This window comes from Bradyrhizobium sp. U87765 SZCCT0048 (assembly GCF_018131225.1).
Taxonomy (GTDB): Bacteria; Pseudomonadota; Alphaproteobacteria; order Rhizobiales; family Xanthobacteraceae; genus Bradyrhizobium_A.
In genome coordinates this window covers 1,985,893-2,009,224 of record NZ_JAFCMM010000001.1, presented here as the reverse complement: position 1 = coordinate 2,009,224, position 23,332 = coordinate 1,985,893, and the positions used below count along the sequence as shown (strand labels likewise).

The 23,332-nt window shown below is 65.2% G+C and carries 18 protein-coding genes, 1 pseudogene and 2 CRISPR repeat arrays; of the genes and pseudogenes, 9 read left to right on the top strand and 10 right to left on the bottom strand.

All coding sequences use genetic code 11. The features are described from left to right. Positions 1-168 precede the first annotated feature (168 nt). Both JQ639_RS08810 and kdgT read left to right on the top strand, forming a co-directional pair. Positions 169-1,320, top strand: coding sequence for an alpha-hydroxy acid oxidase (locus JQ639_RS08810; RefSeq protein WP_211965744.1), 1,152 nt, complete (start codon positions 169-171; stop codon positions 1,318-1,320). Positions 1,321-1,369: 49 nt separating this feature from the next. Then, positions 1,370-2,404, top strand: a complete 1,035-nt coding sequence (gene kdgT, locus JQ639_RS08805; protein WP_211965743.1) for a 2-keto-3-deoxygluconate transporter — start codon at positions 1,370-1,372, stop codon at positions 2,402-2,404. 77 nt (positions 2,405-2,481) lie between these two features. On the opposite strand, the gene JQ639_RS08800 is transcribed toward kdgT, so the two are convergent. Beyond that, on the bottom strand, positions 2,482-3,504 hold the full coding sequence (locus tag JQ639_RS08800; protein ID WP_211965742.1) for an LLM class flavin-dependent oxidoreductase: 1,023 nt from the start codon (positions 3,502-3,504) through the stop codon (positions 2,482-2,484). A gap of 441 nt (positions 3,505-3,945) precedes the next feature. Between JQ639_RS08800 and JQ639_RS08795 the strand changes: the two genes are divergently transcribed. Beyond that, positions 3,946-4,554 (top strand): biliverdin-producing heme oxygenase, encoded by a 609-nt coding sequence (locus tag JQ639_RS08795; RefSeq protein WP_211965741.1) that lies wholly within the window; start codon positions 3,946-3,948, stop codon positions 4,552-4,554. Next, positions 4,551-7,109, top strand: coding sequence for an HWE histidine kinase domain-containing protein (locus tag JQ639_RS08790; RefSeq protein ID WP_211965740.1), 2,559 nt, complete (start codon positions 4,551-4,553; stop codon positions 7,107-7,109). The genes JQ639_RS08795 and JQ639_RS08790 overlap by 4 nt, the downstream gene beginning before the upstream one ends. A gap of 130 nt (positions 7,110-7,239) precedes the next feature. Here the strand turns inward: JQ639_RS08790 and JQ639_RS08785 are convergent, their stop codons facing one another. Then, the gene (locus tag JQ639_RS08785; protein WP_211965739.1) at positions 7,240-7,629 is read right to left on the bottom strand and encodes a PRC-barrel domain-containing protein; all 390 of its coding nucleotides are present in this window, start codon (positions 7,627-7,629) and stop codon (positions 7,240-7,242) included. Between JQ639_RS08785 and JQ639_RS08780 the strand changes: the two genes are divergently transcribed. The 5 genes from JQ639_RS08780 to JQ639_RS08760 all read left to right on the top strand — a co-directional run bounded on the left by JQ639_RS08780 (position 7,628) and on the right by JQ639_RS08760 (position 12,186). Then, positions 7,628-7,771: a hypothetical protein gene (locus tag JQ639_RS08780; protein ID WP_211965738.1), complete on the top strand. Its 144-nt coding sequence runs from the start codon at positions 7,628-7,630 to the stop codon at positions 7,769-7,771. The two genes, JQ639_RS08785 and JQ639_RS08780, sit on opposite strands and share 2 nt — an antisense overlap. Before the next feature lie 103 nt (positions 7,772-7,874). After that, positions 7,875-8,606 carry a S1 family peptidase gene (locus tag JQ639_RS08775; protein WP_211965737.1) on the top strand — a complete coding sequence of 244 codons (732 nt, stop codon included), beginning with the start codon at positions 7,875-7,877 and terminating at the stop codon, positions 8,604-8,606. A 49-nt stretch (positions 8,607-8,655) separates the two neighbouring features. Continuing rightward, complete coding sequence (locus JQ639_RS08770) at positions 8,656-9,114, top strand: hypothetical protein (RefSeq protein WP_211965736.1); 459 nt, start codon at positions 8,656-8,658, stop codon at positions 9,112-9,114. Between the two features lie 107 nt (positions 9,115-9,221). Beyond that, complete coding sequence (locus JQ639_RS08765) at positions 9,222-11,282, top strand: PQQ-dependent sugar dehydrogenase (RefSeq protein WP_211965735.1); 2,061 nt, start codon at positions 9,222-9,224, stop codon at positions 11,280-11,282. After that, entirely contained in the window at positions 11,236-12,186 is a 951-nt protein-coding gene (locus JQ639_RS08760; RefSeq protein WP_211965734.1) for an SMP-30/gluconolactonase/LRE family protein, read from the top strand. Before JQ639_RS08765 ends, JQ639_RS08760 begins: the two co-directional genes overlap by 47 nt. Positions 12,187-12,209: 23 nt before the next feature. On the opposite strand, the pseudogene JQ639_RS35625 reads toward JQ639_RS08760, so the two are convergent. The 8 genes and pseudogenes from JQ639_RS35625 to cas3 all read right to left on the bottom strand — a co-directional run bounded on the left by JQ639_RS35625 (position 12,210) and on the right by cas3 (position 22,673). Next, a pseudogene (locus JQ639_RS35625) lies at positions 12,210-12,991 on the bottom strand (PepSY-associated TM helix domain-containing protein). A 217-nt stretch (positions 12,992-13,208) separates the two neighbouring features. After that, positions 13,209-14,715: direct repeats of the CRISPR family, unit length 32 nt; unit sequence GTTTCTATCCACGCCTCCGCGGGGGAGGCGAC. 187 nt (positions 14,716-14,902) lie between these two features. Continuing rightward, positions 14,903-15,193, bottom strand: a complete 291-nt coding sequence (cas2, locus tag JQ639_RS08750) for a CRISPR-associated endonuclease Cas2 (RefSeq protein ID WP_211965733.1) — start codon at positions 15,191-15,193, stop codon at positions 14,903-14,905. Positions 15,194-15,203: 10 nt separating this feature from the next. Then, positions 15,204-16,238 carry a type I-C CRISPR-associated endonuclease Cas1c gene (gene cas1c / locus JQ639_RS08745; protein WP_211965732.1) on the bottom strand — a complete coding sequence of 345 codons (1,035 nt, stop codon included), beginning with the start codon at positions 16,236-16,238 and terminating at the stop codon, positions 15,204-15,206. Beyond that, complete coding sequence (cas4, locus tag JQ639_RS08740) at positions 16,235-16,885, bottom strand: CRISPR-associated protein Cas4 (RefSeq protein WP_211965731.1); 651 nt, start codon at positions 16,883-16,885, stop codon at positions 16,235-16,237. The genes cas1c and cas4 overlap by 4 nt, the downstream gene beginning before the upstream one ends. 15 nt (positions 16,886-16,900) lie before the next feature. Continuing rightward, positions 16,901-17,854 carry a type I-C CRISPR-associated protein Cas7/Csd2 gene (gene cas7c, locus JQ639_RS08735; RefSeq protein WP_211965730.1) on the bottom strand — a complete coding sequence of 318 codons (954 nt, stop codon included), beginning with the start codon at positions 17,852-17,854 and terminating at the stop codon, positions 16,901-16,903. Beyond that, a complete protein-coding gene (gene cas8c / locus JQ639_RS08730) occupies positions 17,851-19,602 on the bottom strand; it encodes a type I-C CRISPR-associated protein Cas8c/Csd1 (RefSeq protein WP_211965729.1) in 1,752 nt (583 codons plus the stop codon). The genes cas7c and cas8c overlap by 4 nt, the downstream gene beginning before the upstream one ends. Next, the gene (gene cas5c, locus JQ639_RS08725; RefSeq protein ID WP_211965728.1) at positions 19,599-20,264 is read right to left on the bottom strand and encodes a type I-C CRISPR-associated protein Cas5c; all 666 of its coding nucleotides are present in this window, start codon (positions 20,262-20,264) and stop codon (positions 19,599-19,601) included. The genes cas8c and cas5c overlap by 4 nt, the downstream gene beginning before the upstream one ends. A 120-nt stretch (positions 20,265-20,384) precedes the next feature. Continuing rightward, a complete protein-coding gene (gene cas3, locus JQ639_RS08720) occupies positions 20,385-22,673 on the bottom strand; it encodes a CRISPR-associated helicase Cas3' (protein WP_211965727.1) in 2,289 nt (762 codons plus the stop codon). Between the two features lie 213 nt (positions 22,674-22,886). Next, positions 22,887-23,187: a CRISPR direct-repeat array (repeat unit 32 nt; unit sequence GTTTCTATCCACGCCTCCGCGAAGGAGGCGAC). Positions 23,188-23,332: the final 145 nt, after the last annotated feature.

The window sequence follows — 23,332 nt, the reverse complement described above, 5'->3', positions numbered from 1 at the left end:
ATCTTCTCGTGGCCCCCGCTTGTGCAACCCGGATGATGGGTCGATCAAGAGGGATTGACGGCATGGTAAAATCTTTTTACCACGACCTTCAACGGGTACAGCATAGTTCCAAGGTGGCCGATCGTCGCCGCGGTCGATCGTCGCCCGGCAACCAGGGGGAGGTCACGCGTGCGTCTGGCGCAGTGCCACAATTTTCACGACTTCCGCCGCCTGGCGCAGCGCCGGCTGCCCGGACCGATCTTCAACTACATCGACGGCGCGGCCGAGGACGAGGTCACCTACCGTCGCAATACCGAGGCGTTCAAGGCGTGTGACCTCGTGCCCAGCATTCTGCGCGGCGTCGCCGATGTGGACCTGTCGACCACGGTCATGGGCCAGAAACTTGCGGTGCCGTTCTACTGCTCGCCGACCGCGCTGCAGCGCCTGTTTCATCACCAGGGCGAGCGCGCCGTCGCTGCCGCTGCGGCGAAGACCGGCACGATGTTCGGCGTGTCCTCGCTCGGCACCGTCAGCCTCGAGGAGGTGCGCCGCGCCCACGCCGGTCCGCAGGTCTACCAGTTCTATTTCCACAAGGACCGCGGCCTCAACCGCGCCATGATGCAGCGGGCGCGGGAGGCCGGCGTCGAGGTGATGATGCTGACCGTGGACAGCGTCACCGGCGGCAATCGCGAGCGCGACCTGCGCACCGGCTTCACCATTCCATTCCGCCTCAACCTCAACGGCATGGCGCAGTTCGCGATGAAGCCGATGTGGGGGATCAATTACCTCACGCATGAGAAATTCAGCCTGCCGCAGCTCGACGCCCATGTCGATTTCGGCGGTAGCGCGATGTCCATCGGTCGCTATTTCACCGAGATGCTCGATCCGTCGATCAGCTGGGACGATGTCGCCGAGATGGTGCAGATCTGGGGCGGCGCCTTCTGTCTGAAGGGCGTGATGGCCCCGGCGGATGCGGTCCGTGCTGCCGAGATCGGCTGTTCCGGCGTCATCGTCTCAAACCATGGCGGTCGCCAGCTCGACGGCTCCCGCGCCGCGTTCGACCAGCTCGCGGAGATCGTCGATGTGGCGGGGGATCGCATCGATGTGATCATGGACGGCGGCATCCAGCGTGGCACCGATGTGCTCAAGGCGTTGTCCGTCGGCGCCAAGGCCGTCGGGCTTGGGCGCTATTACCTTTATCCGCTCGCGGCGGCCGGCGAGGCCGGCGTCACCCGCGCACTGCATCTGCTGCGTGTCGAGATCGAGCGGGACATGCGGCTGATGGGCTGTCGCTCGATCGACCAGTTGTCGCGCAGCAACCTGCGCTTCAGGCAGGCCTAGCGCTTTCACGCCGAACCACCACAACACAAAAACAAGAGAAGGGAAGAAAATGCGAATCAAGGCTGCGATCGAGAAGGTGCCTGGCGGATTGATGCTCGTGCCGCTGGTGCTCGGCGCCATGTGCCGGACGTGGTCCCCCGGCGCCGGCGCGTATTTCGGCTCGTTCACCAACGGCCTCATCACCGGCACGGTGCCGATTCTCGCCGTATGGTTCTTCTGCATGGGCGCGACCATCGATCTGCGGGCCACAGGCACCGTGCTGCGCAAGTCGGGCACGCTGCTCGCCACCAAGACGCTCGTTGCCTGGCTGGTGACGCTGGTGGCCATCCGCGTTTTGCCTGAGGGCGGCATCGAGACCGGTCTCCTCGCCGGCATCTCGGTGCTCGCCATCACCTCCGCGATGGACATGACCAATGCCGGCCTCTACGCCGCGCTGATGCAGCAGTACGGCAAGAAGGAGGAAGCCAGCGCCTTCGTGCTGATGTCGGTCGAATCCGGCCCGCTGATCTCGATGCTGATTCTCGGTGCTGCCGGCGCGGCGGTGTTCGAGCCGCGGCTGTTCGTTGGCGCCGTGCTACCGTTCATCATCGGCTTTGCTCTCGGCAATCTCGATCACGAGTTGCGGGCGTTCTTCGGCCGCTGCGTCCACCCGCTGATTCCGTTCTTCGGCTTCGCGCTTGGCAACGGCATCGACATGAAGGTCATTCTCACCAGCGGCCTGCCGGGTATCCTGCTCGGGCTCGGGGTGATCGTCGTCACCGGCATTCCGCTGATGCTTGCCGACCGGTTCATCGGCCGTGGCAACGGCGCCGCGGGTCTTGCGGCGTCGTCGACGGCCGGCGCTGCGATCGCCAATCCCAAGATCATCGGCGACATGATCCCGGCCTTCCAGAAGGTCGCGCCGGCGGCCACCGCCCTCGTGGCGACGTCCTGCCTCGTCACGGCGATCGTCGTGCCGATTCTCACCGCGATGTGGGCCAAGCGCATGGGCTGGAAGCCGGAGGCGAGCGCCGACGATCTCGCAGCCGACGATGGGCGGCGCGATGATGTCGGAGCCGGCGCCGTCTCGGCGGTGCATCACTAGGCGGCCGATTGGTTTCGCAAGTCCGGACATCATTCTTCGACAAGGCGGCGCAGCAAAGCGCCGCCTTTGTCGTGATGTCAGCGCCAGCCGAGCGCGGGCGCGACGTGCTTGAGGATCGCCTCGATGACATGGGCGTTGTAGGCGACGCCGAGCTGGTTCGGCACGGTCAGCAGCAGGGTATCGGCTTCCGCGATCGCCTCGTCCGCCTTCAGTTGTTCGATCAACACGTCCGGTTCGGCCGCGTAGCTGCGGCCGAAGATCGCGCGGGTGCGCTCGTCGATGAAGCCGACCTGGTCGTCGTCCTGGCCGGAGCGGCCGAAATAGAGGCGGTCGCGGTCGTCGACCAGCGCGAAGATGCTGCGGCTCACCGATACCCGCGGCTCGCGGGTGTGGCCGGCCTCCTTCCAGGCGGCGCGATAGGCCCGGATCTGCGCGGCCTGCTGGACATGGAAAGGCTCGCCGGTCTCATCGTTCTTGAGCGTCGAGCTCTGCAGGTTGACGCCGAGCTTGGCGGCCCACACCGCGGTGGCGTTGGAGCCGGCGCCCCACCAGATGCGCTCGCGCAGGCCCGGTGAATGCGGCTCGAGGCGCAACGCGCCGGGCGGGTTGGGAAACATCGGCCGCGGGTTGGGCTGCGCGAAGCCTTCGCCGCGCAACAGATCGAGGAACACCTCGGTGTGGCGCCGGCCCATGTCGGCGTCGGTCTGCCCTTCCGCGGGGCTGAAGCCGAAATAGCGCCAGCCGTCGATCACCTGCTCGGGCGAGCCGCGGCTGAGCCCGAGCTGCAACCGCCCGCCGGCGATGAGATCGGCGGCGCCGGCATCCTCGGCCATGTAGAGCGGGTTTTCGTAGCGCATGTCGATGACCGCAGTGCCGATCTCGATGCGGCTGGTCCTGGCGCCGACCGCAGCCAGCAGCGGGAACGGCGACGCCAGCTGGCGTGCGAAATGATGCACGCGGAAATAGGCGCCGTCCGCGCCCAGTTGCTCGGCCGCGACCGCGAGATCGATGGACTGCAGCAGCGCATCGCCTGCGGTGCGGGTTTGCGATTGCGGCGAGGGTGCCCAGTGGCCGAAGGAGAGGAAGCCGATCTTTTTCATGCGTGGGGTCCGTCGATGTCAGGCTGTCAGTATCTGATAGATGCCGGGCGCGGGGCCTCGACGCCGGACCATATCAGATTGTCGGCGGTGCGGTGGGCTCCGCACAGACGTCGTCGACGCCATTCTCACCAACCGGCTGGTACGGTCGCGAATCGCCGGAGCGACGTGCAGCCAGAGCACATTGACGCGACTTTGTTCGCGGACGCCTGTTCCAGAATGGGAACGGCGCACGCTGGAGATTGCGTACTCGGGAACCGAACGCGGTTGCCGCGGTTGTCGATGGGCCGTTGGCTTCCATGTTCTACACATCCGAGCGGTGATGCAGCTTGGAGTGAGCCTGGTTCGGCCGGGATGTCTCCCCAACAGCTTTGCGGCGATTGGCCTGTCGGGTTTCTCCGGCAAGCCGGCGCCGCGTGTGACCGATAAGAAGCGAGGCCGGTTTTGACATTGTCACTGCAATCTTCCCTGTCTGCTGCGAACCCGCCCGAAGCCGCCGTGTCGATGCGCGCTTTGTTGCGCGAGGCGTCGGCCGTGCAGCATGCCGCGCTCGATGCAGGCATCGGCCCGCTGTTTGCTGCCGGCGAGGATGGATACCGCGTCTTCCTGCGGGCGTCTGCGAGAGCCTTGCTGCCGATCGAGGCGGCGCTGCAGCGTGCGGGCGTCGCGACACTGCTTGAAGACTGGCCGGAGCGGGCACGATCCCAGGCTCTGATCGAAGATATCGCCGCGTTCGGTGAAGCGCCGCGGGTTGATAGCGATTCGCCGGCGATGACAGGTGAGGCAAGCCTTCTGGGCGTGCTTTACGTGTTGGAGGGCTCCCGGCTCGGCGGCTTGTGGCTGCTCGGCCACGCCATGGCCAACGCGAGCCCGCGCATGCAGGCGGCGACGCGCTATCTTGGTCATGGCGCCGGCAAGGCGTACTGGCCGACATTCCTGTCCCGGCTCGAGGCGTCCGACGCGGCGAGGCGGGCTCCGGGGCAGGCCGTTGCGGCCGCGGTGGAGACGTTCGATCGGTTCGCGTCGGCTTTTCGGGCGGAGGCGGTGCAATGAGCGAGGGCGCAGCTACGGTCGATCTGACGAACTGCGATCGCGAGCCGATCCATCTGCTCGGCCGGGTGCAGAGTTACGGCTTCATTGTCGTCGTGTCGCTTGCGACATGGCGCGTCGAAAGGGTGTCTGCGAATGTCGTGGACTGGCTCGGCGTTGAGCCGGGCGCGATGATCGGCCAGCCGCTCGACGCGTTCTTTCTCGAGGAGGCATTGCACACCATTCGCGGCAATCTCCAGAGCGCCGTGATGGGCGATACCACAGCCCGCATCTTCGGCGTTCGGCTGACGGCGGGCGGCTTGGTCTGCGACGTCGCCGTTCACGCACTCGGCGATCGTGTCGTCGTCGAATGCGAGCGAAATGTCGATGATGCGGCGCTGAATGCGTCCGCCATCGTGCAGGGCATGGTGGCCCGTCTTCGCCAGGCGGATACCGAGCGTACGTTCTTTCGGAGCGCGGCGCGTGAAATGAGGGCGCTGACCGGCTTCGACCGGGTCATGATCTATCGTTTCGACGATGATGGATCGGGCGAGGTGATCGCGGAGTCGGCGCAAAACGATGTCGGCTCCTATCTCGGCCAGCACTACCCGGCCTCCGACATTCCTCAGCAGGCCCGCCGCCTCTACGAACGCAACTGGTTGCGGATCATTCCCGATATCGATGCCGAGACGTTCGCCGTCGAGCCCGGGCTGGACGAGCACGGTCGCCCGCTCGACATGTCGATGAGCACGCTGCGCAGCGTGTCGAGCATTCATCTCGAGTATCTGCGGAACATGGGCGTGCGGGCGTCGATGTCGGTCTCGGTGCTGCGCCAGAACAAGCTGTGGGGCCTGATCGCCTGTCATCACTACGCGCCGCACTATGTCGGGTTCGGGCGCCGCACCGCGGCCGAGCTGTTCGGCCAGATGTTCTCGTTGCTGATGGAGAACCGTGAGCGCGAGACGGAAGTCGCTGTCGAGGCCCGTGGCCAACTGCTGCACCAGCGCCTCGTTACCGTGATGGCCAGCGAAAATATGCGCTTCGACAGCATTATCGGCCATCTCGACGATATCGCGGACCTGCTGGTTTGCGACGGCATCGGAGTTTGGGTGAATGGTCGGGGCGTGCTGCGCGGGCTCGCGCCGACCGAGGCCCAGTTCGCGGGCCTGATCGAGCACTTGTGCCGCCACGAGGTCACTGAGATCCTGGCGCGGCAGGAGATCGCCGCGAGCTATCCGGCCGGCAGGGATTTTGCCGATCGCGCCGCCGGCATGCTGGTGATGCCGCTGTCACGACCGGCGCGGGATTTCATCCTGTTCTTCAGGCAGGAGGCCGCGCGCAATGTCAACTGGGCGGGTAATCCCGCCAAGTCCGTGACCATCGGTCCCCATGGGGAGCGCCTGACGCCGCGCAAGAGCTTCGAATTGTGGAAGGAGACCGTGCGCGGGCAGTCGGTGCCGTGGAAGCCCGTCGAGCGTCGCATCGCCGAAAATCTCCGCTTCAGCCTGCTGGAAGTCATTCTGCGGCTCACTGACCAGACGCTTGCCGAGCGGCGACGCGCCGAGCAGCGCCAGGAGCTTCTCGTCGCTGAGCTCAATCATCGCGTCCGTAACATCCTCGCTCTGATCCGGGGCGTAATTTCGCAGAGCCGCGATAGCAGTCAGACCGTGGAGGCTTTCACCGCGGTCGTTGGCGGGCGCATTCAGGCGCTCGCACGCGCCCATGATCAGATCACGGCCGAGCAGTGGGGGCCGGCGCTGTTCTCGGCGCTGGTCAACGCCGAGGCCGGCGCCTATCTCGGCGCCAAGGGCGAGCGCGTGCTGATTTCGGGACCGGATGCCCAGATCGCTCCCGAGGCGTTCACCACGGTGGCGCTGGTAATGCATGAAATGATCACGAATTCGGCTAAATACGGTGCGCTCAGCGATAGCCGCGGCGTCGTGGCGATCGATACAGGGTTCGATCCGGTCGGCCGCTTCACGATCAACTGGCGAGAACAGGGCGGCCCGCCTGTCAAGCCGCCGCTGCGGCGCGGTTTCGGCAGCACGGTGATCGAACGTTCGATCGCCCATGATCTCAAGGGTGAGGCGCGGATCGATTTCGCACTCGATGGGCTGCGGGCAGCGTTCGTGGTGCCTGCGAGCCATGTGCGCCAAGCGAGCGACATCGGGCCGCCGTCGCGCGCGGCCGAGCTGCGCTTGGCGCGGGCGTCGAGCCTTCTGCCGGACGACATCCTCGTTCTTGAAGACAACATGATCATCGCTCTTGACGTCGAGGAGATGGTGCGCAAGCTCGGCGTATCGTCGATCCGCGTCGCCAGCAGCGTCGATCGCGCGCTGCAACTGATTGGCGAGAAAACGCCGGATTTCGCCCTCCTCGATGTCAATCTTGGCAGTGAGACGAGTTTCGAGGTCGCCGAGCGGCTGGTCGATCTCGGTGTGCCGTTTGCGTTCGCCTCGGGCTACGGTGAGCAGATCGCGTTTCCACCACGACTGTCGAATGTTCCGCGGATGCGCAAGCCGTATTCGACGGATGCCTTGCGCGAAACCATTGAGGGCGCGTCCTCCACCGCGACGTAACCCTGCCCATGGAGCCTGTTGCGGGAGCGCAGTGACGACATCCGAAGACGGGCCACGCCGGGGGCGGCGTGGCCCGTCTTCAGGCCTTGGCTGATGCCCGGCTCCTGGTCTGGGCCGGGTCAGTTCATGATCAGCTCTTGGCCGGCACCCAGGTGGTGCTCGCCTTGTCGTAGGTATAGCCATGGGCGGACTTGAGACTGTCCTTGGTCTCGTCGAGCGTCAGCCACCACTTGTCGTTCTTGTGCGCGGTCTTGATCGCGCTGAACGGCACGATGACGTCCTTCTCGCCGACGCCGAGGAAGCCGCCGACGCCGATGACGAGGCCGGTGATCTTGCCCGACTTGTCGACGAGGACGTCGTCGATGTCGCCGATCTTGCTTTCCTTCGGATCGTAGACCGACTGCTTGTAGTAGTTGGTCACGGTCCAGCTTTCGGACGGTGCGCTGCTGAGCGTTGTCGCGGCATACGCGCTGGTCAGCGTCGCGGCGGCAAGCAGACATCCGGCGGCAAGCTTCTTCATGATCGTGGTCTCCTTCTGTGAACGTCGAGTTTTCAGAACCCGGCACGACACGTCGGGTTCCTGGTTCGGCGGTCGCTTTTTCCCGAAGTTTGCAGAGCGCGGCGACGTGCAGATCGTGATCGGCTGCGCTGGTGTCAGGTGAGGCGGCTGCGTCTCCGGCAGCGGCGATCGACTGCGGATTCGGCGGATGCCGGGCGGGATGCGAGCCTTGACGAGGCTCGGCGCGGCGTGCGAGACGGGCGCCCATGGTTCGAGGTCTGCTTCTGATCGGTCTTGCTGTTCTCGTCGCAGTGCCGGCGTCCGCGCAGGGGCTGCCCTGGCAGGATCGCGACCGCCCGCGGGAGCCGACGCGGTCGCTGTCGCGGCCGCCGGTGGACGCGACCATCAGCCGCGAGAAGACTGGAACCGGTTTCTTCGTCGACGACAGCGGCACCATGCTGACGGCGCGCCATGCGGTGGATGCCTGCGTGCGCGTCGTGGTGGCGAAGGAGGGGCGGGCGACGAGCGCACGCGTGCTGGCGCTGTCCGACCGCGCCGACATCGCCTTGATCAAGGTGCCGCGCACCTGGGGGCTGGCCGCGGTCTTCCCGAAGAGTGCCCCTCCGGGGCTCAACGACATGGTGTTCGTTGGAGCCTATGACCGCCTGCCGGGTCTGATCGCCCGCGGCGGCACGCTCGCCAACGCCACCGTGGCCGCGGCGACGGACCCTGCCGGGCAGATGGCGCTGGATTCCGATGCAACCTTCGGCGCCAGCGGCGCGCCGGTGCTCGACGCGCGTGGGCTGGTCGGCGGCGTCATCAGCCGCCGCACGACGCCGACCCGGGTCATCGCGGTGGGCGCGGATGAGGCCAAGGCATTCATGGCGGGACATGGTGTGCGGTTCGTCCAGGACGATCGGCCGCAGCTCGCAGGTGGCGCCTCGCGCGCCAACCGCGCGGCGTCGATTTCGGCCCGTGTCACGTGCTTGCAAAACTAGCCGGGCAGAGTCGCGGGATCGTCCCTTCCGCAGGTTCTCCATTCCCGTCATGCATCTGTCATCTTGTCTTCGCTTCGCCGGCCGCGTCGGCCTTCTTCTCGCCGTGCTGCTGCCGGGGATCGGCGGCGTGTCCGTCGTCGCTGCGCAGGCCCAGGGGCTGGACTTCCGCGATCCGTCCAAGGCGCCGCCGTCCTGGGGCCAGTTTGCCAAGCTGGTGCAGTATCGCTTCGAGAGCTGGATCGAGGCCGACGACGAGGTGGCGCGGCGTTTTCGTGCGTATGTGAAGGAGCGAGCCGGGCAGGACGATGGCCTGCCGCCGGCGCTGGTCGTGCGGGCTTGGCTCAATCCCGATGGCTCGGTGGAGAAGGTATCGTTTCCGGCGCTGAAAAACGCCGCGGCGGACGCCGACCTGCGCACCATCCTGACCCGCGGCAATGTCGGCGAAGCGCCGCCGCCCGAGATGCTGCAACCACTGAATTTGCGCTTCTCGATCAACCCCAAAAAATAGCCCCACAGCCGATCGCCGGCATGGGTGCGCGGTGTGCCACCCCGCTTGGCGTGCGCCCTCGCGCGCGCTAGCGTTCGTGGCTGTCAATGGACACCTCGGGAGCCGGGATGATCGGGATATCGCCGCGTCGGCTGCTGGCCGCCGCCGTTGTCATTGCGGCGACGATGGTCGGCGGCGCGCCACAGGCCGGGGAGGCCGTGCGCAAAAGCGGCTATGTGATCGGTCCGGAGACCTGCGGCGACGGCGCACTGGCGTTTCCGAAGCTGCGCATCGGCCTCGCGCAGGGTTTCTGCGCCGGCCTCGTCGCGAGCGAGGATGACGGCCTGAGGTTTCCGCGGAGCATCGTGCAGGTTCCGGACAGCGCGCTGTTCGTCATCGCCGACATGGGCGGCTGGGGCAGCGGCCAGGGCCGCCTGCTGCGGCTCGATCCCGCTGCGCCGGCGGGCGCGCGCATCCGCGAACTTCTGACCGGCCTCGACTATCCGTTCGGCCTTGCCATTGGTCCGGATCGCAAGGTCTACGCCTCGACTGCGGAGACCATTTTCCGGTTCGATCCGCGCGCTGACAATCCGGCGGCGACCGTCGAGACCATCGTGCACGGCCTGCCGGGGCGCCGCATCCGGCTCTCCGACGGCACGCGGGTCGAGGACAGCAGCCATCCGCTCAAGGCCTTCATGTTCGACAGGACCGGGCGCCTGTTCGTCAATGTCGGTTCGCACAGCGACGACTGCATCACGCCAGGGCCGATCCGCAAGCCCTGTCCTGCCGGCGAAGGCGCATCTCCGCTTGCCGCGATCTGGATGTTCGTGCCGCCCGCGGGCGGCGTGTTTGCGACGCTGAAGCCGAATGATCCCAATCCGCATCGCGAGATCTATGCGCAGGGCCTGCGCAATTCGATGGCGCTGGCGCTGCACCCGGATTTTCCCGATGCGGGCTTCGCCTTCCTGCAGGGCGAGAACGGCCGCGACCTGCCCGACATCTTCAAGCCCAACGAGGAGATCAACGCGATCGAGCCGGGCAAGCACTATGGCTGGCCGTATTGCTACGACAACACCACCGAGAGTCCGGAGTTCAAGGCGGTGCTGGCCGCGGCCGGGCCCTATCGCCATCTCTGCGCCAACACTGCGCGCTATCGCCAGCCGGCGACGCTGATGCCGCCGCACGGCGCGCCGCTCGCCATGCTGTACTATCAGGGCTCGAAGTTTCCGCAGCTTGCGGGCCGGCTGATCGTCGGGTTGCATGGCTACCGGCCGACCGGCAGCCGCGTGCTGGTGTACGAGGTCGATGCCAGGGGCTTTCCGGTCAAAAGCTCGCCGCCGGTGCGCTACCATGTCAGCTGCGGGACGGAGCCGACGCACACGTTCCAGGCCGATGGTGTCGACGTGGCGGCCGCGCCGTTCACCGAGCTGGTGTCCGAATGGCACAAGGTCAATGGCGTGCGTCCGCAGGGCGCCCCGGTCGGCCTCACGGTTGCCGCGGACGGTGCGATCTGGCTGGTCGAGGACAAGAACCGCACGGTGATCCGCATCGATGCCACTACGGCGGCGCCGGATGCGGCGGAGCCTTGCGACCGGCGCAGCGATGCCCAGATCGATGCTCTTGCCCGCTTTGTCGCCGCCAGTGCGCCGAACCGTGCGCGGCTGTCGGCGTTTCGCGCCGGCGTGGTCGAGAAGCATTGTGTCGGCTGCCATGCCGATTTCGGTCTCAAGGCTGGCCTGTCCGACGCGCAGAAGGACGACACCGTGCTGCGCTTCATGCTCGGCCAGGACGGCTGGATCTTTCCGGGTGATCCCGACGCCGGCAAGCTGCGCACGCGGCTGCGCGGCGTCGGCGCCGAACGCCTGATGCCGCCGGGCGGCGAGGGGCTTGCCGCGCATGAGGCGGGCTATGCGCAGTTGCTCGACCGGGTCGATCTGCTGGTCGGCACCATGGTGCCGGGCACGCGGATGCGGATCCGCGGCGGGGTGGTGCAGCGCCGGTTCTTTGCCCGTGACGGCCGCGAATGCGGCAACATTCCGGCAGGGAAGGTCGTCGTGGTGACGGAATCTCCCGCCACAGGAAAGACGGGCTTCAGCCGGATTTATCGGCCGGCCGATCTCTATCTCAACGGCGACTGCAGCGATGACCAGGGCTACTACATTCCGCAAGGTTCTCTCGCGCCTCTGTGAGGGCGCCCTGGTGCTGGCATGGTGCGGCGCTGCGCAGGCGGACGAGCCGCTGTTCGCGAGCCGGCGCATCACGCCGCCGGGCGAATACACCTTCGGCATCGAGGGGCCGGCGGTGGATGCCAGCGGCGCGCTGTTCGTGGTCAACTTCGGCAAGCCGGGAACCATCGGCCGCCTCGCGCCGGGCGCGCCGCAGTCGGAGCTGTTCGCGACGCTTCCCGAGGGCAGTGTCGGCAACGCCATCCGCTTCGACCGCGCCGGCACCATGCTGGTCGCCGACTACAAGCGCCACACCATTTTCGCGCTCGCGCCCGGCGCGTCGGCGCCCGAGGCGCTGTTTACGTCAGACCGCTTCAACCAGCCCAACGATCTCGCCATCGCCGCTGACGGCACGCTCTATGCGAGCGATCCCAACTGGAAGGGCCGCAGCGGCCAGATCTGGCGCATCGCCCGCGCGGCCGATGGCTCCGTCCGCGGCGAGGTAATGACCGCGCCGCGCGCCATGGGGACCACCAACGGCATCGATCTCAGCCCGGATGGCAGGACGCTGTATGTCGGGGAATCCGGCACGGGCCAGATCTGGGCCTATGATCTCGACGGCAATGCCTTGAGCAACGCGCGGCTGGTGACGACCTTCGCACCCGACACCATCGATGGCCTGCGCACCGACGCCGCCGGGAGGCTGCTGGTCGCGCGCATTCTCAAGGGGGCGATCGCGATCGTATCGCCGGATGGCAAAATGGTGCGCGAGATCGCGCTGCAGGGACCGGAGCCGACCAACCTCGCCTTCGGCGGCGACGATGGTCGTACCGTGTTCGTCACCCAGCGCAAGGGCGGCTATGTCGAAAGCTTCCGCACCGACCGGGAGGGCCGCGAGCACTGTCTGCTCGCGGGGCGCTGCCGCTGATCGCAGCAGCCGGCGGGGTTGCCTTATCCTGCGGGTTGCGTCAGCCGGGCTTTGCCGTCCTGATCTATGTCGTCGAGGCAGTGCAGTGGCGAGGGGCGCCGCGACAGCCACAGATAAAGCCCGCTGTCGAGCACCACGATGGTGACGAAGTCGATCAGCGCCCAGACGACCACCAGCGCCCACGCCGGCGTCACCAGGCCGAGCAGATTGTGCAGGTCGAGCCAGCGCAGCCGCGACGAGCGCTCGTTGCGCACCGTGCCGAATTTCAGCCGCCGCATGAACGGCCCGTACGCCACGACGCCCGACACGATGGCGACGACGAACAGCAGCGCCATCATCCCCATGAACAGCTCGCCGGGCAGGCCGATGAACAGGTCGCGGTGCAGGCTCAGCATCACGTCGAGGAACGAGCGCCGTCCTGGTCGGACGGCTTCGACTGCTTGAGCACTTTCGCGGCGTGGGAATCGAACCGGATCCAGTGCATCGACTTGCGGTCGGCGTTGAACGCCTCCCACGACGGCGCCATGAACACCATGATCCTGGGCTCGTCGTCGTCGACGAACGCCGAGACGATGGTTTCACCGGGATACATCTTGCGGCTGGTCGCGACGACCTCGTCGAGGTTTACGCTCCGGGCATCCAGTCCGACGCTGGCATAGGGCAGGCCGTCATCCTGCTGGTCGCCGATCTCGTCGCGGAACACCAGCGGCAGGCCGCTGATGCAGATCAGCAGCAGGAACAGCGTGCAGATCAGGCTGGTCCACTTGTGCACCCACAGCCAGCGGCGCAGGGTCGGTCCGGTCATCGTCTCACCGTCGGTCGCGCCCGCACCGGGTGAACCGCGGGGTGCGTCGGACCGGTGGAGGAGACGGTGTGTGTGGCATATCCGCTTGGCGGCTATAATCCCTTCTGGTGGCCTTGCCGCTGGAATCGTTCAAAGCGGGGGATATTCGTGGTGCTGCGCAGCACATACGCAATGCCAGGTGCCTGGAGGCGACATACGTTCACGCCGTCTGCGCGATGTTTTCAACCACGCCCCCGCGGGGGAGGCGACGAACGTCACCCGACAGAGCCCGGGCACAGTGACCTGGCTGCTATCCACGCCTCCGCGGGGGAGGCGACAGCAGTCGCCCCGAAATAGGAAACAACGATGGTTTGTTTCTATCCACGCCTCCGCGGGGGAGGCGACGAGGGGCTGCGCGATCTCATCGCGATCTGCGAGCCGTTTCTATCCACGCCTCCGCGGGGGAGGCGACCACACGCCCTGATCGGTCGCCGAACCCGAAATCTGGTTTCTATCCACGCCTCCGCGGGGGAGGCGACCTGGAGCCGACAGGCTGGCATCGACGAACCAGAAGTTTCTATCCACGCCTCCGCGGGGGAGGCGACAGTGGAGGCAAGGACGTTGAGGCGTTGATGGCGGAGTTTCTATCCACGCCTCCGCGGGGGGGGGCGACGCGACACTTTGCGGGGACCGGTGAGACCGGGTCTGTTTCTATCCACGCCTCCGCGGGGGAGGCGACGTCACCGTGAACGAGGACGTGGCGATCAAATAGCGGTTTCTATCCACGCCTCCGCGGGGGAGGCGACGGCTTGGCTTCAGGTCATATTGCACGTCTCCGTGGTTTCTATCCACGCCTCCGCGGGGGAGGCGACGTTCCTCGCTCGCGAATGGCTGCGAGCTTGGCAGAAGGTTTCTATCTACGCCTCCGCGGGGGAGGCGACATCCTCGTGCGCAAGAGCGCGTGGATCAATCGCGCCGTTTCTATCCACGCCTCCGCGGGGGAGGCGACCCGCGCCCTGTTGATTGAGATACGGCTGCAGATTCTGTTTCTATCCACGCCTCCGCGGGGGAGGCGACAATCGGATGGGGTCTTCACTCCGGCAGAATCTATCGTTTCTATCCACGCCTCCGCGGGGGAGGCGACCCCGCGCCGTCCACCCCCATCGCCAGCAGCTTCTGTTTCTATCCACGCCTCCGCGGGGGAGGCGACGCGATTGCTTTCAACTCGCCCAAGATCGCCATCGATGTTTCTATCCACGCCTCCGCGGGGGAGGCGACTCGATTTCCGCGGCGCAGTTCCCGCCACGTGTAGTTTCTATCCACGCCTCCGCGGGGGAGGCGACGCTCAGAAGGCCGTTGAGACCGGATGGCGCTGGAGGTTTCTATCCACGCCTCCGCGGGGGAGGCGACGGCCAGGACCGCGCCGCCGAAGAAGCCGCGCTGCGTTTCTATCCACGCCTCCGCGGGGGAGGCGACTCCTGGCGACGCGTTCACGGTAGCCAGCGTGGTGGCGTTTCTATCCACGCCTCCGCGGGGGAGGCGACCATCGGCGTCTTTATCGATGAAGGCTATATGCTTCCGGTTTCTATCCACGCCTCCGCGGGGGAGGCGACAATCTGATGCTTGCTGGTCTCAGCAATCTTCAGGTGTTTCTATCCACGCCTCCGCGGGGGAGGCGACCTCCCCCGTCTTCTAGTGTTCGACCAGATCGCAGTTTCTATCCACGCCTCCGCGGGGGAGGCGACCGCTCCTGCTCTAACCTATTCTGTTGTCATGGGAAATTATGTCCGTTGCGCGAAGTGGTCGCGCTGATCGTCTTTGCGTCTGTGCTGTGAGTGATATGTCGCCGGATTCTATTTTATCATCAGCGTCTTACGGAGAGCGCGAACATCCCGGAAGATTCGGGTGCGCTTGCGGTTCGCGCCGGGGTTGTTAGACGATCAAGGGGCCGCCGAGATTGGCTGCGGGCTTGGCGCCCACATGCTCCACGCGCCTTTGCCAGTTGGCACCCAGATAATAGTAACGCAGGCTGTCATGCTCGGGTTTGATCAAGCCCTCAAGGCGGGCCTTCAGCCTGGCCCATTGTGCCGGATCGACCTCGATCTCGAAAACTGAAAACTGGACCCGCTGGCCATAGTCACGGCAGGCTCTGGCGACGCGCCGCAGGCGCGCCTCTCCGCCCGGCTCGCTCGTACGCACGTCATAGGTCACAAGGACGAGCATGATGAGTTCGCTATTTCCAGAACCAGGGCGGGTAAGCGTCGAGATCCCCGCGCAAGTGCCGTGCGAGAAGCTGGGCCTGCAAGTGCGGGATCAGCCCGAGAGGTGCGGCTTCATCTAGAAATGGATGTTTGCGCTCCTCCTTCTTGCGATCCTGCCAGGCAGTGAGGGTCGTCCGCCGGCCCTCGTCGGTAAGCAGGACCGCGCCGCCATCTCTGGTTTCGAAATCCCGCGCTCGCAACTGACGGCGATTGATCAGGGATAGCGCCAATCTGTCCACCAGCACGGGCCGCAATTCCTCCATCAGATCAAGTGCGAGACTTGGCCGTCCTGGCCGTTCGCGATGCAGGAAGCCGACCGCAGGATCGAGTCCGACCCCTTCGGCTGCGCTGCGGCAATCGTGCGTAAGCAACGTGTAGAGAAAGGACAGCACCGCATTGACCGGATCGAGCGGTGGGCGGCGGCTGCGCCCGCGGAATTGAATCTCCCGGTCGGGCGAGCGAACAAGATGCCCAAGGACGGAGAAGTAGTTCTGAGCCGCCTCTCCTTCTGCGCCGCGCAGCGTATCGATGCCTTCGTTGGTGAACGCCACGCGATCAAGGATGCGTGCCAGGCGATCCACGACTGTTGCGACGTCCTTACGTCGCTCTTCGGTCATGTCTTCCCCATAGTCGCGCAAGGCGCGTTGCAGCACGACCCGTTGATTGGCGACCTTGGCCGAAATCAGGCCACGCACGAGATCGTCGGGGGCCTCGGCGGCGCGGTATTGCGCGCGCCGCAGCAGCACGTTGCCGCTGACCGGTCCCTCGATCCTGGCCTGAAAACGCCCGGCGCGATCAAGAAGGACGACGGTGATGCCGAGCGGTGCGAGCGCCTGAATCAATGGTGGCGAAATCAGGATGGCGCCGAAAGCGACCACCGAGCCCAGCATGTGGAAGGGAACGTGTGCACGCTCGGTACCATCCACTTCTGCGACCAGATTCTCGCCGTCCTTGCGGAGACTTGCCCCTTCGGTCGTCACGTAAAGCGTGTTGAGAAGTTTCTTCACGATGCAGGCTCATCGTGGGCGATGGCGTTCCGAACTGCTTTCAAGCGAAATTCGAGGGCGGATTGCTTGACCGCTTTCGGGCGGCAGAGCTCGATGAGAGAGCAGGCGCGGCAGCGGTCGCTGCGATAGAGCGGCGGCGGCGTATGCCCTGCGGCGATCACGCGACCGATCTGCCGGGCGGTGTCCTCCGTGAGTTGCCGCAGCGCCATATCGAACGGCACGACGGTGCGGCGCTTGGTCTCGGCATAAAATATCGCGCCCTCCGGCACTGCCTTGCCCGTCATCTCCTCCAGGCACAGCGCCTGTGCGCAGAGCTGAACTTCGTCGGCGCGATGCAGCTTGATCTTGCCGCGCTTGTATTCGACGGGATAGGGCGTCTCTCCGGCTTTGTCTGAACGGAATTCGACGATATCGGCGACGCCGGCGAGATTGAGGCGGCGGCAGGACAGCGGGAGCGCGGTCACACGCCTGACGCCTCGCCGACTGCGCTCGGCGGGATCATGCGCGACATCGTGCAACACGCGTCCTTCCGCGGTGAAGCGATTCTCTTCCCACAGACGCTCGACATGGATCAGTGCGGCCTGGCGCAGACAGTAGACCGCGTGTTGAAGCGCAGAGAGGGGGATGGGGTCGTCGTGATCCTCCATCCCAACCTCCTGCGATCAGAACAGCTCGACGATCTCGACCTGGTCGGGCAGGCCGTCGCGATCGACCGTAACGTGGTAGTCGGAGAAGCGGCGGGCCGGAAGGTAGTTGCCGAGGCGATCACTGCCAATCTCGAACAGGTCGTCGTCCACCTTGCGCTGGATCTTGACCCGGTCGAACAGCGCGTGGGCATGAGCGTTGCCGAGGCTCGAGGCGTGCTTGAAGGCGATGCCGCGTCGCGCCGCCATCTCGCCCCGGGCGGCGGAGCGGTCATGCTCGAACATCATCGACAGGCTCTTGAACAGGTGATCGAGATCGTCCTGTCCGAACCCGGTGCGCTCCGCAAGCTTGGCATTGACGAAGATGTGGGCGCGGTAGAGGCCATAAGGAACGATGTGCTTGCGCCCCATGGTGCGGTTCTCGGTGCGCTCATCGCCGTCGTTGCCCTTGTCGCGGTCGCTCTTCTCTTTCTCGCTGGTGGCGGCCATGCGGGTGATGGAGATTTCCAGCGGCAGGATCGGCTCGACCGAGCTGGCGAAGCTGACCTGCACCGGGCCGCGCACCTGGCCGGCATTGATGCCGGTGCTCATCACTGCGCCGAACGTGCGGACATCGAAGAAGTTGTCGCACATGAACTTCGTCAGGGCGCGGGCTTCCTCGTCGCCCTGCGGATTGAGCCTGGCGTCCCTCGCGACCTTGTCGGTGTCGCCGCGTACGGCCTTGTAGGCTTCGCGGTGCTTCTCGTTGAGGATCGCGCCTTCCTGCACATAGATGCGGTAGCCCGGCTGGTCGCCCTTGGCGAGCTCGGTGTAGTTACGGATCTTGCGCTTGAGCGAGACGTCGCTCACCAGTCCATGATTGGTCTCGGGGTCGAGGCGCGGCAGGTTGCCGGCGTCGGGATCGCCGTTCGGATTGCCCCGTGTCACGTCGAACAGGTAGACAATATCGTAGCGGTTGGTGAGGGCGGTCATTCCTGGGTCTCCCCGGCGTCGGAATTGGCAGGCTTGCGAAAGAACTCGTTGCGTTGGTGGTAGTAGCCGAGACCGAACAGGGCCTGGCTCTTGTCGGGGAGGCTCGCGGGAAATGGGTCTTTATCCGGCGACATCACTTCCATGATGGCCCCCACCGCTTTTTCCAGGTTGACCCGTAGGCCCGGCCGCTGTTTGCCGATCTTCGACAGATGGTTGGCTGATCCGGATTCCAGCAGGTGAAAGACCTTGCGCGGCTGCGCTGACGCAGCGCCGTAGAACTTGTCCTTGATGGTCGCGTTGACGTTGCTGCCGAGCGCCATCGACTGGATGTGTTCGTAGACGGCGAACAGCCGGCCCAGCAGGTAGCCGGGCTCTTTGCAGTTTGGATCGAGCGACACGGGGGCCCTCACTTCGAAGTTCCGGATCAGGATGGATTTCAGGATGGCGAGGCGCATGGCGTTGACGTCATGGTCTGCGCGCAGGCGCATGATCAGGGCGGACAGCAGCGTTGCGGGATAAGGCGTATCGGTCAGGATTGCCCGCAACCATTCGCCGGCGAGATTGGGCTGGATGTTCTCGCTCCTGCGCAGTACCGCCGTCTCGATCAGCATCTTCCAGAGCGACGGCGCTTCATCCCGCGGCGGCGGATCGATACGCATGCGGTCGAGGTGGCGCAGGTAGCGCTGCGCGATGACGCCAAAATCATCCTCGATGTAGAAGCGGATCGACAGCCGCGCCGCGTTCGGCGCAAGTCCGAGGATGAAAAAGCACACGTTGGGCGGCAGATCGACGCGAAAATCCTCGATCGGCCGTCCGGCGCGCAGCTTGGCGAGCAGGCTTTCGATCTTGCCGGCTTCGACCTTCTCGTCGACGGCGAGAAAGCTGCCGAAGATGTCTTCCGCGGCTTGTGCCGCAGCCGCGTCCGAGGCATCGGCCCAGAACACCGTGGAAGCGTCGCCGACCTGGATGCGATGGCCGCTGTCGCGCGCGAGAAAGCGGTTGAGCGCGGATGTGTAGGCGAATGCCGCGGCCTCCGAGACGGGAGCGTTGTCGCCCTGCTCGTTGCCGTACGATTTGAAGGCGTCGAGATTGAAGGAGACGATGGAGCCGCCCGCGGATTGGGCGCCCCAAACGCCTTTGATCGCGGGATGGAGGCGGGCAACGGCACCACGATGGCCGGTAACAAGGCAAACAGCTTCGCTCTTGCCTTTGGCGGTGGTCAGACGGCCCCAGAGATCTCGTGCAGCAGGCCGATCGTGGAGCCGGATACCAACCAGACGTTCGCTTTCAAGCGCGAACACAATGTTCTGATCCTTCATATCATCGGGCCAGCCGCGGGCCGCGAACTCGGCGGGTGTCCAGCTCTCAAGAAATCGCAAAAGGGCCTGCAACCCCTCGTCGTCGCTGTTGGCCAGCCAATTTCGATGGTTCGATATGAATGCCGCGTGCTCCTTCGCGGTGCGTTTGCCTTCGCCGGCGGTTACGCCGAGCACATAGGCGGTCTTGTCCCAGAGGAAGTTCGGGGCGATGCCTGACGCCCGTTTGGGAGGTTGTGGTACAGCTAGTAAAGTCGGTGACCTCTTCTTCCCCTCGCTCTGGCGCAGGTCAATCGGGTCGTGCGCGACACTGCCGTCCGGATGCAGCGCAATCAGGAAGCTGATCTTTTCCAGCGAGTAGCCGAACGACGGTACCTCGCCGCGGGCGGCCATGCGGTCATAGGCTCGCACGAGGGAGGCCAGCGCGCTCATCGCCGGATCTCCGGTGAATCCGGCGGCGGCACCTTCACCACCCCCTTGTCGAGCGCGGCACGGAAGAACAGCGACGCGCCGCCGCGGGCGTGATCGATGTCATAGAGCATGAAGCCGAGGTCGCGCGTGTCCTCGATCGCCGGCGGCAGTGGCGCATCGGGAGCGAGCAGCTCGAAATGGGCGGGAAATTCGCGGGTGCCGAGGCAGGGCTGATGGAAGCACTGCCCTTTGCGTGCCCGACGGTTGAAGGTGTCGAGGTGCTTGGCGACGTTGTCGTCGGGGCCGGCCTTGGCGGTCAATTCGAAATGCGCGGAGATCACGTAGGCGACGTCGCTCAGCACCATCGAGGCGCGCTGTTGGCGGTTGTCTTCGATGACGAGGGCGAGATTGCCGATGTCGCCGCTTTTCATGGCGGCGGCAATGGCGCGGGTCGAGGCCTTGGCGCCGACCTCGTTGCGCCGGATCGACTGGAAGCGGATTGGCTTGAGCACCCGAATCTCATCGACGGTCCAGCGGATCGCCGGCTTCCAGTGAATGGCTTCGAGGATGCCGCGCGCAGCTGACGGCGTCATCACATCATAGGAGACGCGCTCGACCTTCATCTCCGGGCGCGTGAACAATGCCCATCTCCCCGACACGAGGAGACGAATTCCGTACGACATGAGCGCCCCGCCTCGGTCTTTCTTCTTTTCTGTCGTGGTCATGAATTTGTGCAACTCATGCTTGCATGCAGTGTGCAGCAGGACAAGAGCATTTTGACAAGTGGTCGCAATGTACAGTCCTCAGATCAGCCATTCGTCAATGCCGAGTGTGTCCGCATCTTCCCACATCAAGCCGACCTCCGGCGTATAGAGCCGCATGGCGGTCAGCACCGGAAACTGGTCGCCGAGATCGTCGACATATTGGACCTGCTCGTTCCTGATCAGGCGGGCATGGTCCCTCGGCGGCACCTGAACGATGTAAGGTTGCAGACGCCGCGCGGCGGTTGCGGGCGGCAGTCCGTTGCGTAGCGCTGCAAGCGTGCGTTCGGTATCTTCGTCGCGTGGGACGATCACCGGCTGCATTCCGTTCTGAATGAGACGGAATCCATCGCCGACCCGGCGGTAGGCAAAGCTGCTGCGGCCGCTGCTCACGGCAAACTGCTGCAGCGTCTGTACCGGGGTTATGAGGCCGTCGGCGTTGGGCACCATGATGCGGTCGAGACCTGCATCGCCCTTGCGCCAGTAGACCTCGCGAAAATACGCTGCAATGGCCTCCGGCGTGAACAGATCTCCGTGATGCTCGGCGAGGATGCGTCGCGTGTCGCCGATCAGCCCGGCGATTTCACTCGGCGCCCTGGCTTGCGCGGGCTGGAAGATGGTGACGATGCTGTCGTCGGGCTGGCGGCCTCCCTCACGATTGCAGCGGCCGGCAGCCTGGGTGATCTGGTCGAGGCCCGCTTCGGCGCGCCAGACCCGGGGAAAATCGAGATCGACGCCGGCCTCGACCAGTGAGGTTGCGATCACGCGGCATGGCTGTTTGTCACGCAAGCGCGATCGGATGGCATCGAGCAACGGGCGCCGGTCGATCGCGGCCTGGCGGGTGCTGAGATGGAGCAGGGCAGCGATGCCATGCTCCTTGGCCGCGCGATAGAGGGTGAGCGCGTGCCGACGGCTATTGACGATGACGAGCGCCTGATCGGTGTCCGCGATCTCGGCGATCAGTTCGTCGTCGGTCATCGGCCCGCGCAGGCGCTGGGTGGTGCGGGCAAGCGCTCGGTGCAGCCGCGCTGGATCGGGAGCGAGTTCGCGCTCCGGACTGATCGTGAAGCCGCCGCCAAAACCGGGTGCGGCCAGTGCCGGCTGCGTCGCCGTGCACAGCACGATGGTGCAGCCATAGTTGCGGGCCAGTTCGTCCAGCGCAGCGACACTCGGCCGCAATACGTGGTGCGGAATCGTCTGCGCCTCGTCGAGCACGATCACCGCATTGGCGAGGTTGTGCAGCTTGCGGCAGCGCGACGGGCGATTGGCGAACAGGCTCTCGAGCAGTTGCACATTGGTGGTGACGACGACCGGCGCCTGCCAGTTTTCCATCGCCAGCCGCAGCTTGGCTTCCCGATCGCCGTTCCTGAATCTATCCTCAGCATCTGCCGTGGCCGGCTCGAGCGCGCAATGGTGCTCCAGGACGATATCGGAGCCCAATACGTTGCGGAAAATGGCGGCGGTCTGATCGATGACCGACGTGAAGGGGATCGCATAGATGATACGGTGCATTCTCCAGTGTCGGGCATGGTCGAGTGCGAAGGCGAGCGAAGTGAGCGTCTTGCCGCCGCCGGTCGGCACATTCAGTGTGAACAGGCCACGTTCGAGCGTGGCTTTGCCGCGCACATGGCTGAGAATCTCGGCGCGCAGCCGATTGACCGGTGTCGCCGGCGCCTTGTGCTGCTTGTCCGCCATGTGGGTGTCGAGCGCGGCGATCAGGTTGCTGATGCAATCGCGCAAGCGCGGCCAGTGGCGATCAACCTGTCGGCCCTCACGCTCGGCATAGAACGACTCGGTGTCGAGGAAGTCAGCATCCACCAGGCAGGAGAACAGCATGCGGCCGAGAAAGGCGAGCTGAAAGGGAACGCGGGCTGGATCGGGATGCGGTCTGAAGTGTGTGGGCGCGAGTTTGGTGGCATCGAGGATGAGTTCGTTGCGCCAGACCGGGTCCAGTGGAGAGAGCTTCTTCTCGAGGCGCTCGTCGAGCGATCCGGTCTCCGCGCTCCGGTCGGGCAGGCCCCCATGGTGGCCCGCGATGGCATAGGTCAGCAGATCGGCGATCGCCCTGTCGCGCCCTTCGATCGGCAGTTTCAGCACTTGCTGGGCACCGGCGGTGGCATGATCGACGCTCGGTCCGTGGCCTCCAATGTAGATCTGGAAGGCTTGCGCATACTTGCCGAGATCATGGAGAAGCCCCGCCAGCGCTGCAGCCCTGCCTGCGCCGAACTTGTTGCCCAGTTCCGCAGCGAGGCGTGCGACTGCGTTAAGATGATCGAGAAGCCGCTGCCAGTCGGAGCGATCAGCGCGTTTGGTCGAATGCGCGTAGTGCATGGCGCTGCCGGAGGGAGGACAATCGACGGATGAATGAAGCCGGAGCAGAAAATGGCGGAGCTTCGAAAGAACAAAAAATCGAATTCTCCAAGTGTGGAAACTGGAGGCTGCCTCGTCAAGTCTTCTGTCGTGGTAAGGGTGGTCAACTCCGATGATGGTATTCTGTGCGGGTCTGGTGGGCAGGGGTATGGGGCCCGACTGCGCGATCGACGTATGCCTATCCACGCCTCCGCGAAGGAGGCGACTTCCGCTGAGCTACTTTGGCACTGGCGTGAATACGTTTCTATCCACGCCTCCGCGAAGGAGGCGACCTTGATCGTCGCGCCGGGTACTTTCTGTTTTGGGGGTTTCTATCCACGCCTCCGCGAAGGAGGCGACACGGATCATGTTTGCGACAGGCGAGCACTTCAACATGTTTCTATCCACGCCTCCGCGAAGGAGGCGACGGCCTGCTGCGCGATGACCGGCGCTGCGCCTTGCGCGTTTCTATCCACGCCTCCGCGAAGGAGGCGACTGCTCAGCCTTTAACCTGTTCGGCTTGCTGGCGAAAAGGCGGCGTCTGCGCGAACCTGTCGTGAAAAATCGCTGCAGGTTGGCCGAGGTCGCGGGGCTGGTCGTGAATACTGTTATGTTTCAGGGTGTTAGATCGAGCGCGAAGG

Excerpts from the sequence above, each read along its gene's own strand:
- kdgT (WP_211965743.1), top strand. The coding sequence starts at position 1,370 with ATGCGAATCAAGGCTGCGATCGAGAAGGTGCCTGGCGGATTGATGCTC.
- JQ639_RS08800 (WP_211965742.1), bottom strand. The coding sequence starts at position 3,504 with ATGAAAAAGATCGGCTTCCTCTCCTTCGGCCACTGGGCACCCTCGCCG.
- JQ639_RS08790 (WP_211965740.1), top strand. The coding sequence starts at position 4,551 with ATGAGCGAGGGCGCAGCTACGGTCGATCTGACGAACTGCGATCGCGAG.
- JQ639_RS08780 (WP_211965738.1), top strand. The coding sequence starts at position 7,628 with ATGATCGTGGTCTCCTTCTGTGAACGTCGAGTTTTCAGAACCCGGCAC.
- JQ639_RS08785 (WP_211965739.1), bottom strand. The coding sequence starts at position 7,629 with ATGAAGAAGCTTGCCGCCGGATGTCTGCTTGCCGCCGCGACGCTGACC.
- JQ639_RS08775 (WP_211965737.1), top strand. The coding sequence starts at position 7,875 with ATGGTTCGAGGTCTGCTTCTGATCGGTCTTGCTGTTCTCGTCGCAGTG.
- JQ639_RS08770 (WP_211965736.1), top strand. The coding sequence starts at position 8,656 with ATGCATCTGTCATCTTGTCTTCGCTTCGCCGGCCGCGTCGGCCTTCTT.
- JQ639_RS08765 (WP_211965735.1), top strand. The coding sequence starts at position 9,222 with ATGATCGGGATATCGCCGCGTCGGCTGCTGGCCGCCGCCGTTGTCATT.
- JQ639_RS08760 (WP_211965734.1), top strand. The coding sequence starts at position 11,236 with ATGACCAGGGCTACTACATTCCGCAAGGTTCTCTCGCGCCTCTGTGAG.
- cas2 (WP_211965733.1), bottom strand. The coding sequence starts at position 15,193 with ATGCTCGTCCTTGTGACCTATGACGTGCGTACGAGCGAGCCGGGCGGA.
- cas4 (WP_211965731.1), bottom strand. The coding sequence starts at position 16,885 with ATGGAGGATCACGACGACCCCATCCCCCTCTCTGCGCTTCAACACGCG.
- cas7c (WP_211965730.1), bottom strand. The coding sequence starts at position 17,854 with ATGACCGCCCTCACCAACCGCTACGATATTGTCTACCTGTTCGACGTG.
- cas8c (WP_211965729.1), bottom strand. The coding sequence starts at position 19,602 with ATGAGCGCGCTGGCCTCCCTCGTGCGAGCCTATGACCGCATGGCCGCC.
- cas5c (WP_211965728.1), bottom strand. The coding sequence starts at position 20,264 with ATGTCGTACGGAATTCGTCTCCTCGTGTCGGGGAGATGGGCATTGTTC.
- cas3 (WP_211965727.1), bottom strand. The coding sequence starts at position 22,673 with ATGCACTACGCGCATTCGACCAAACGCGCTGATCGCTCCGACTGGCAG.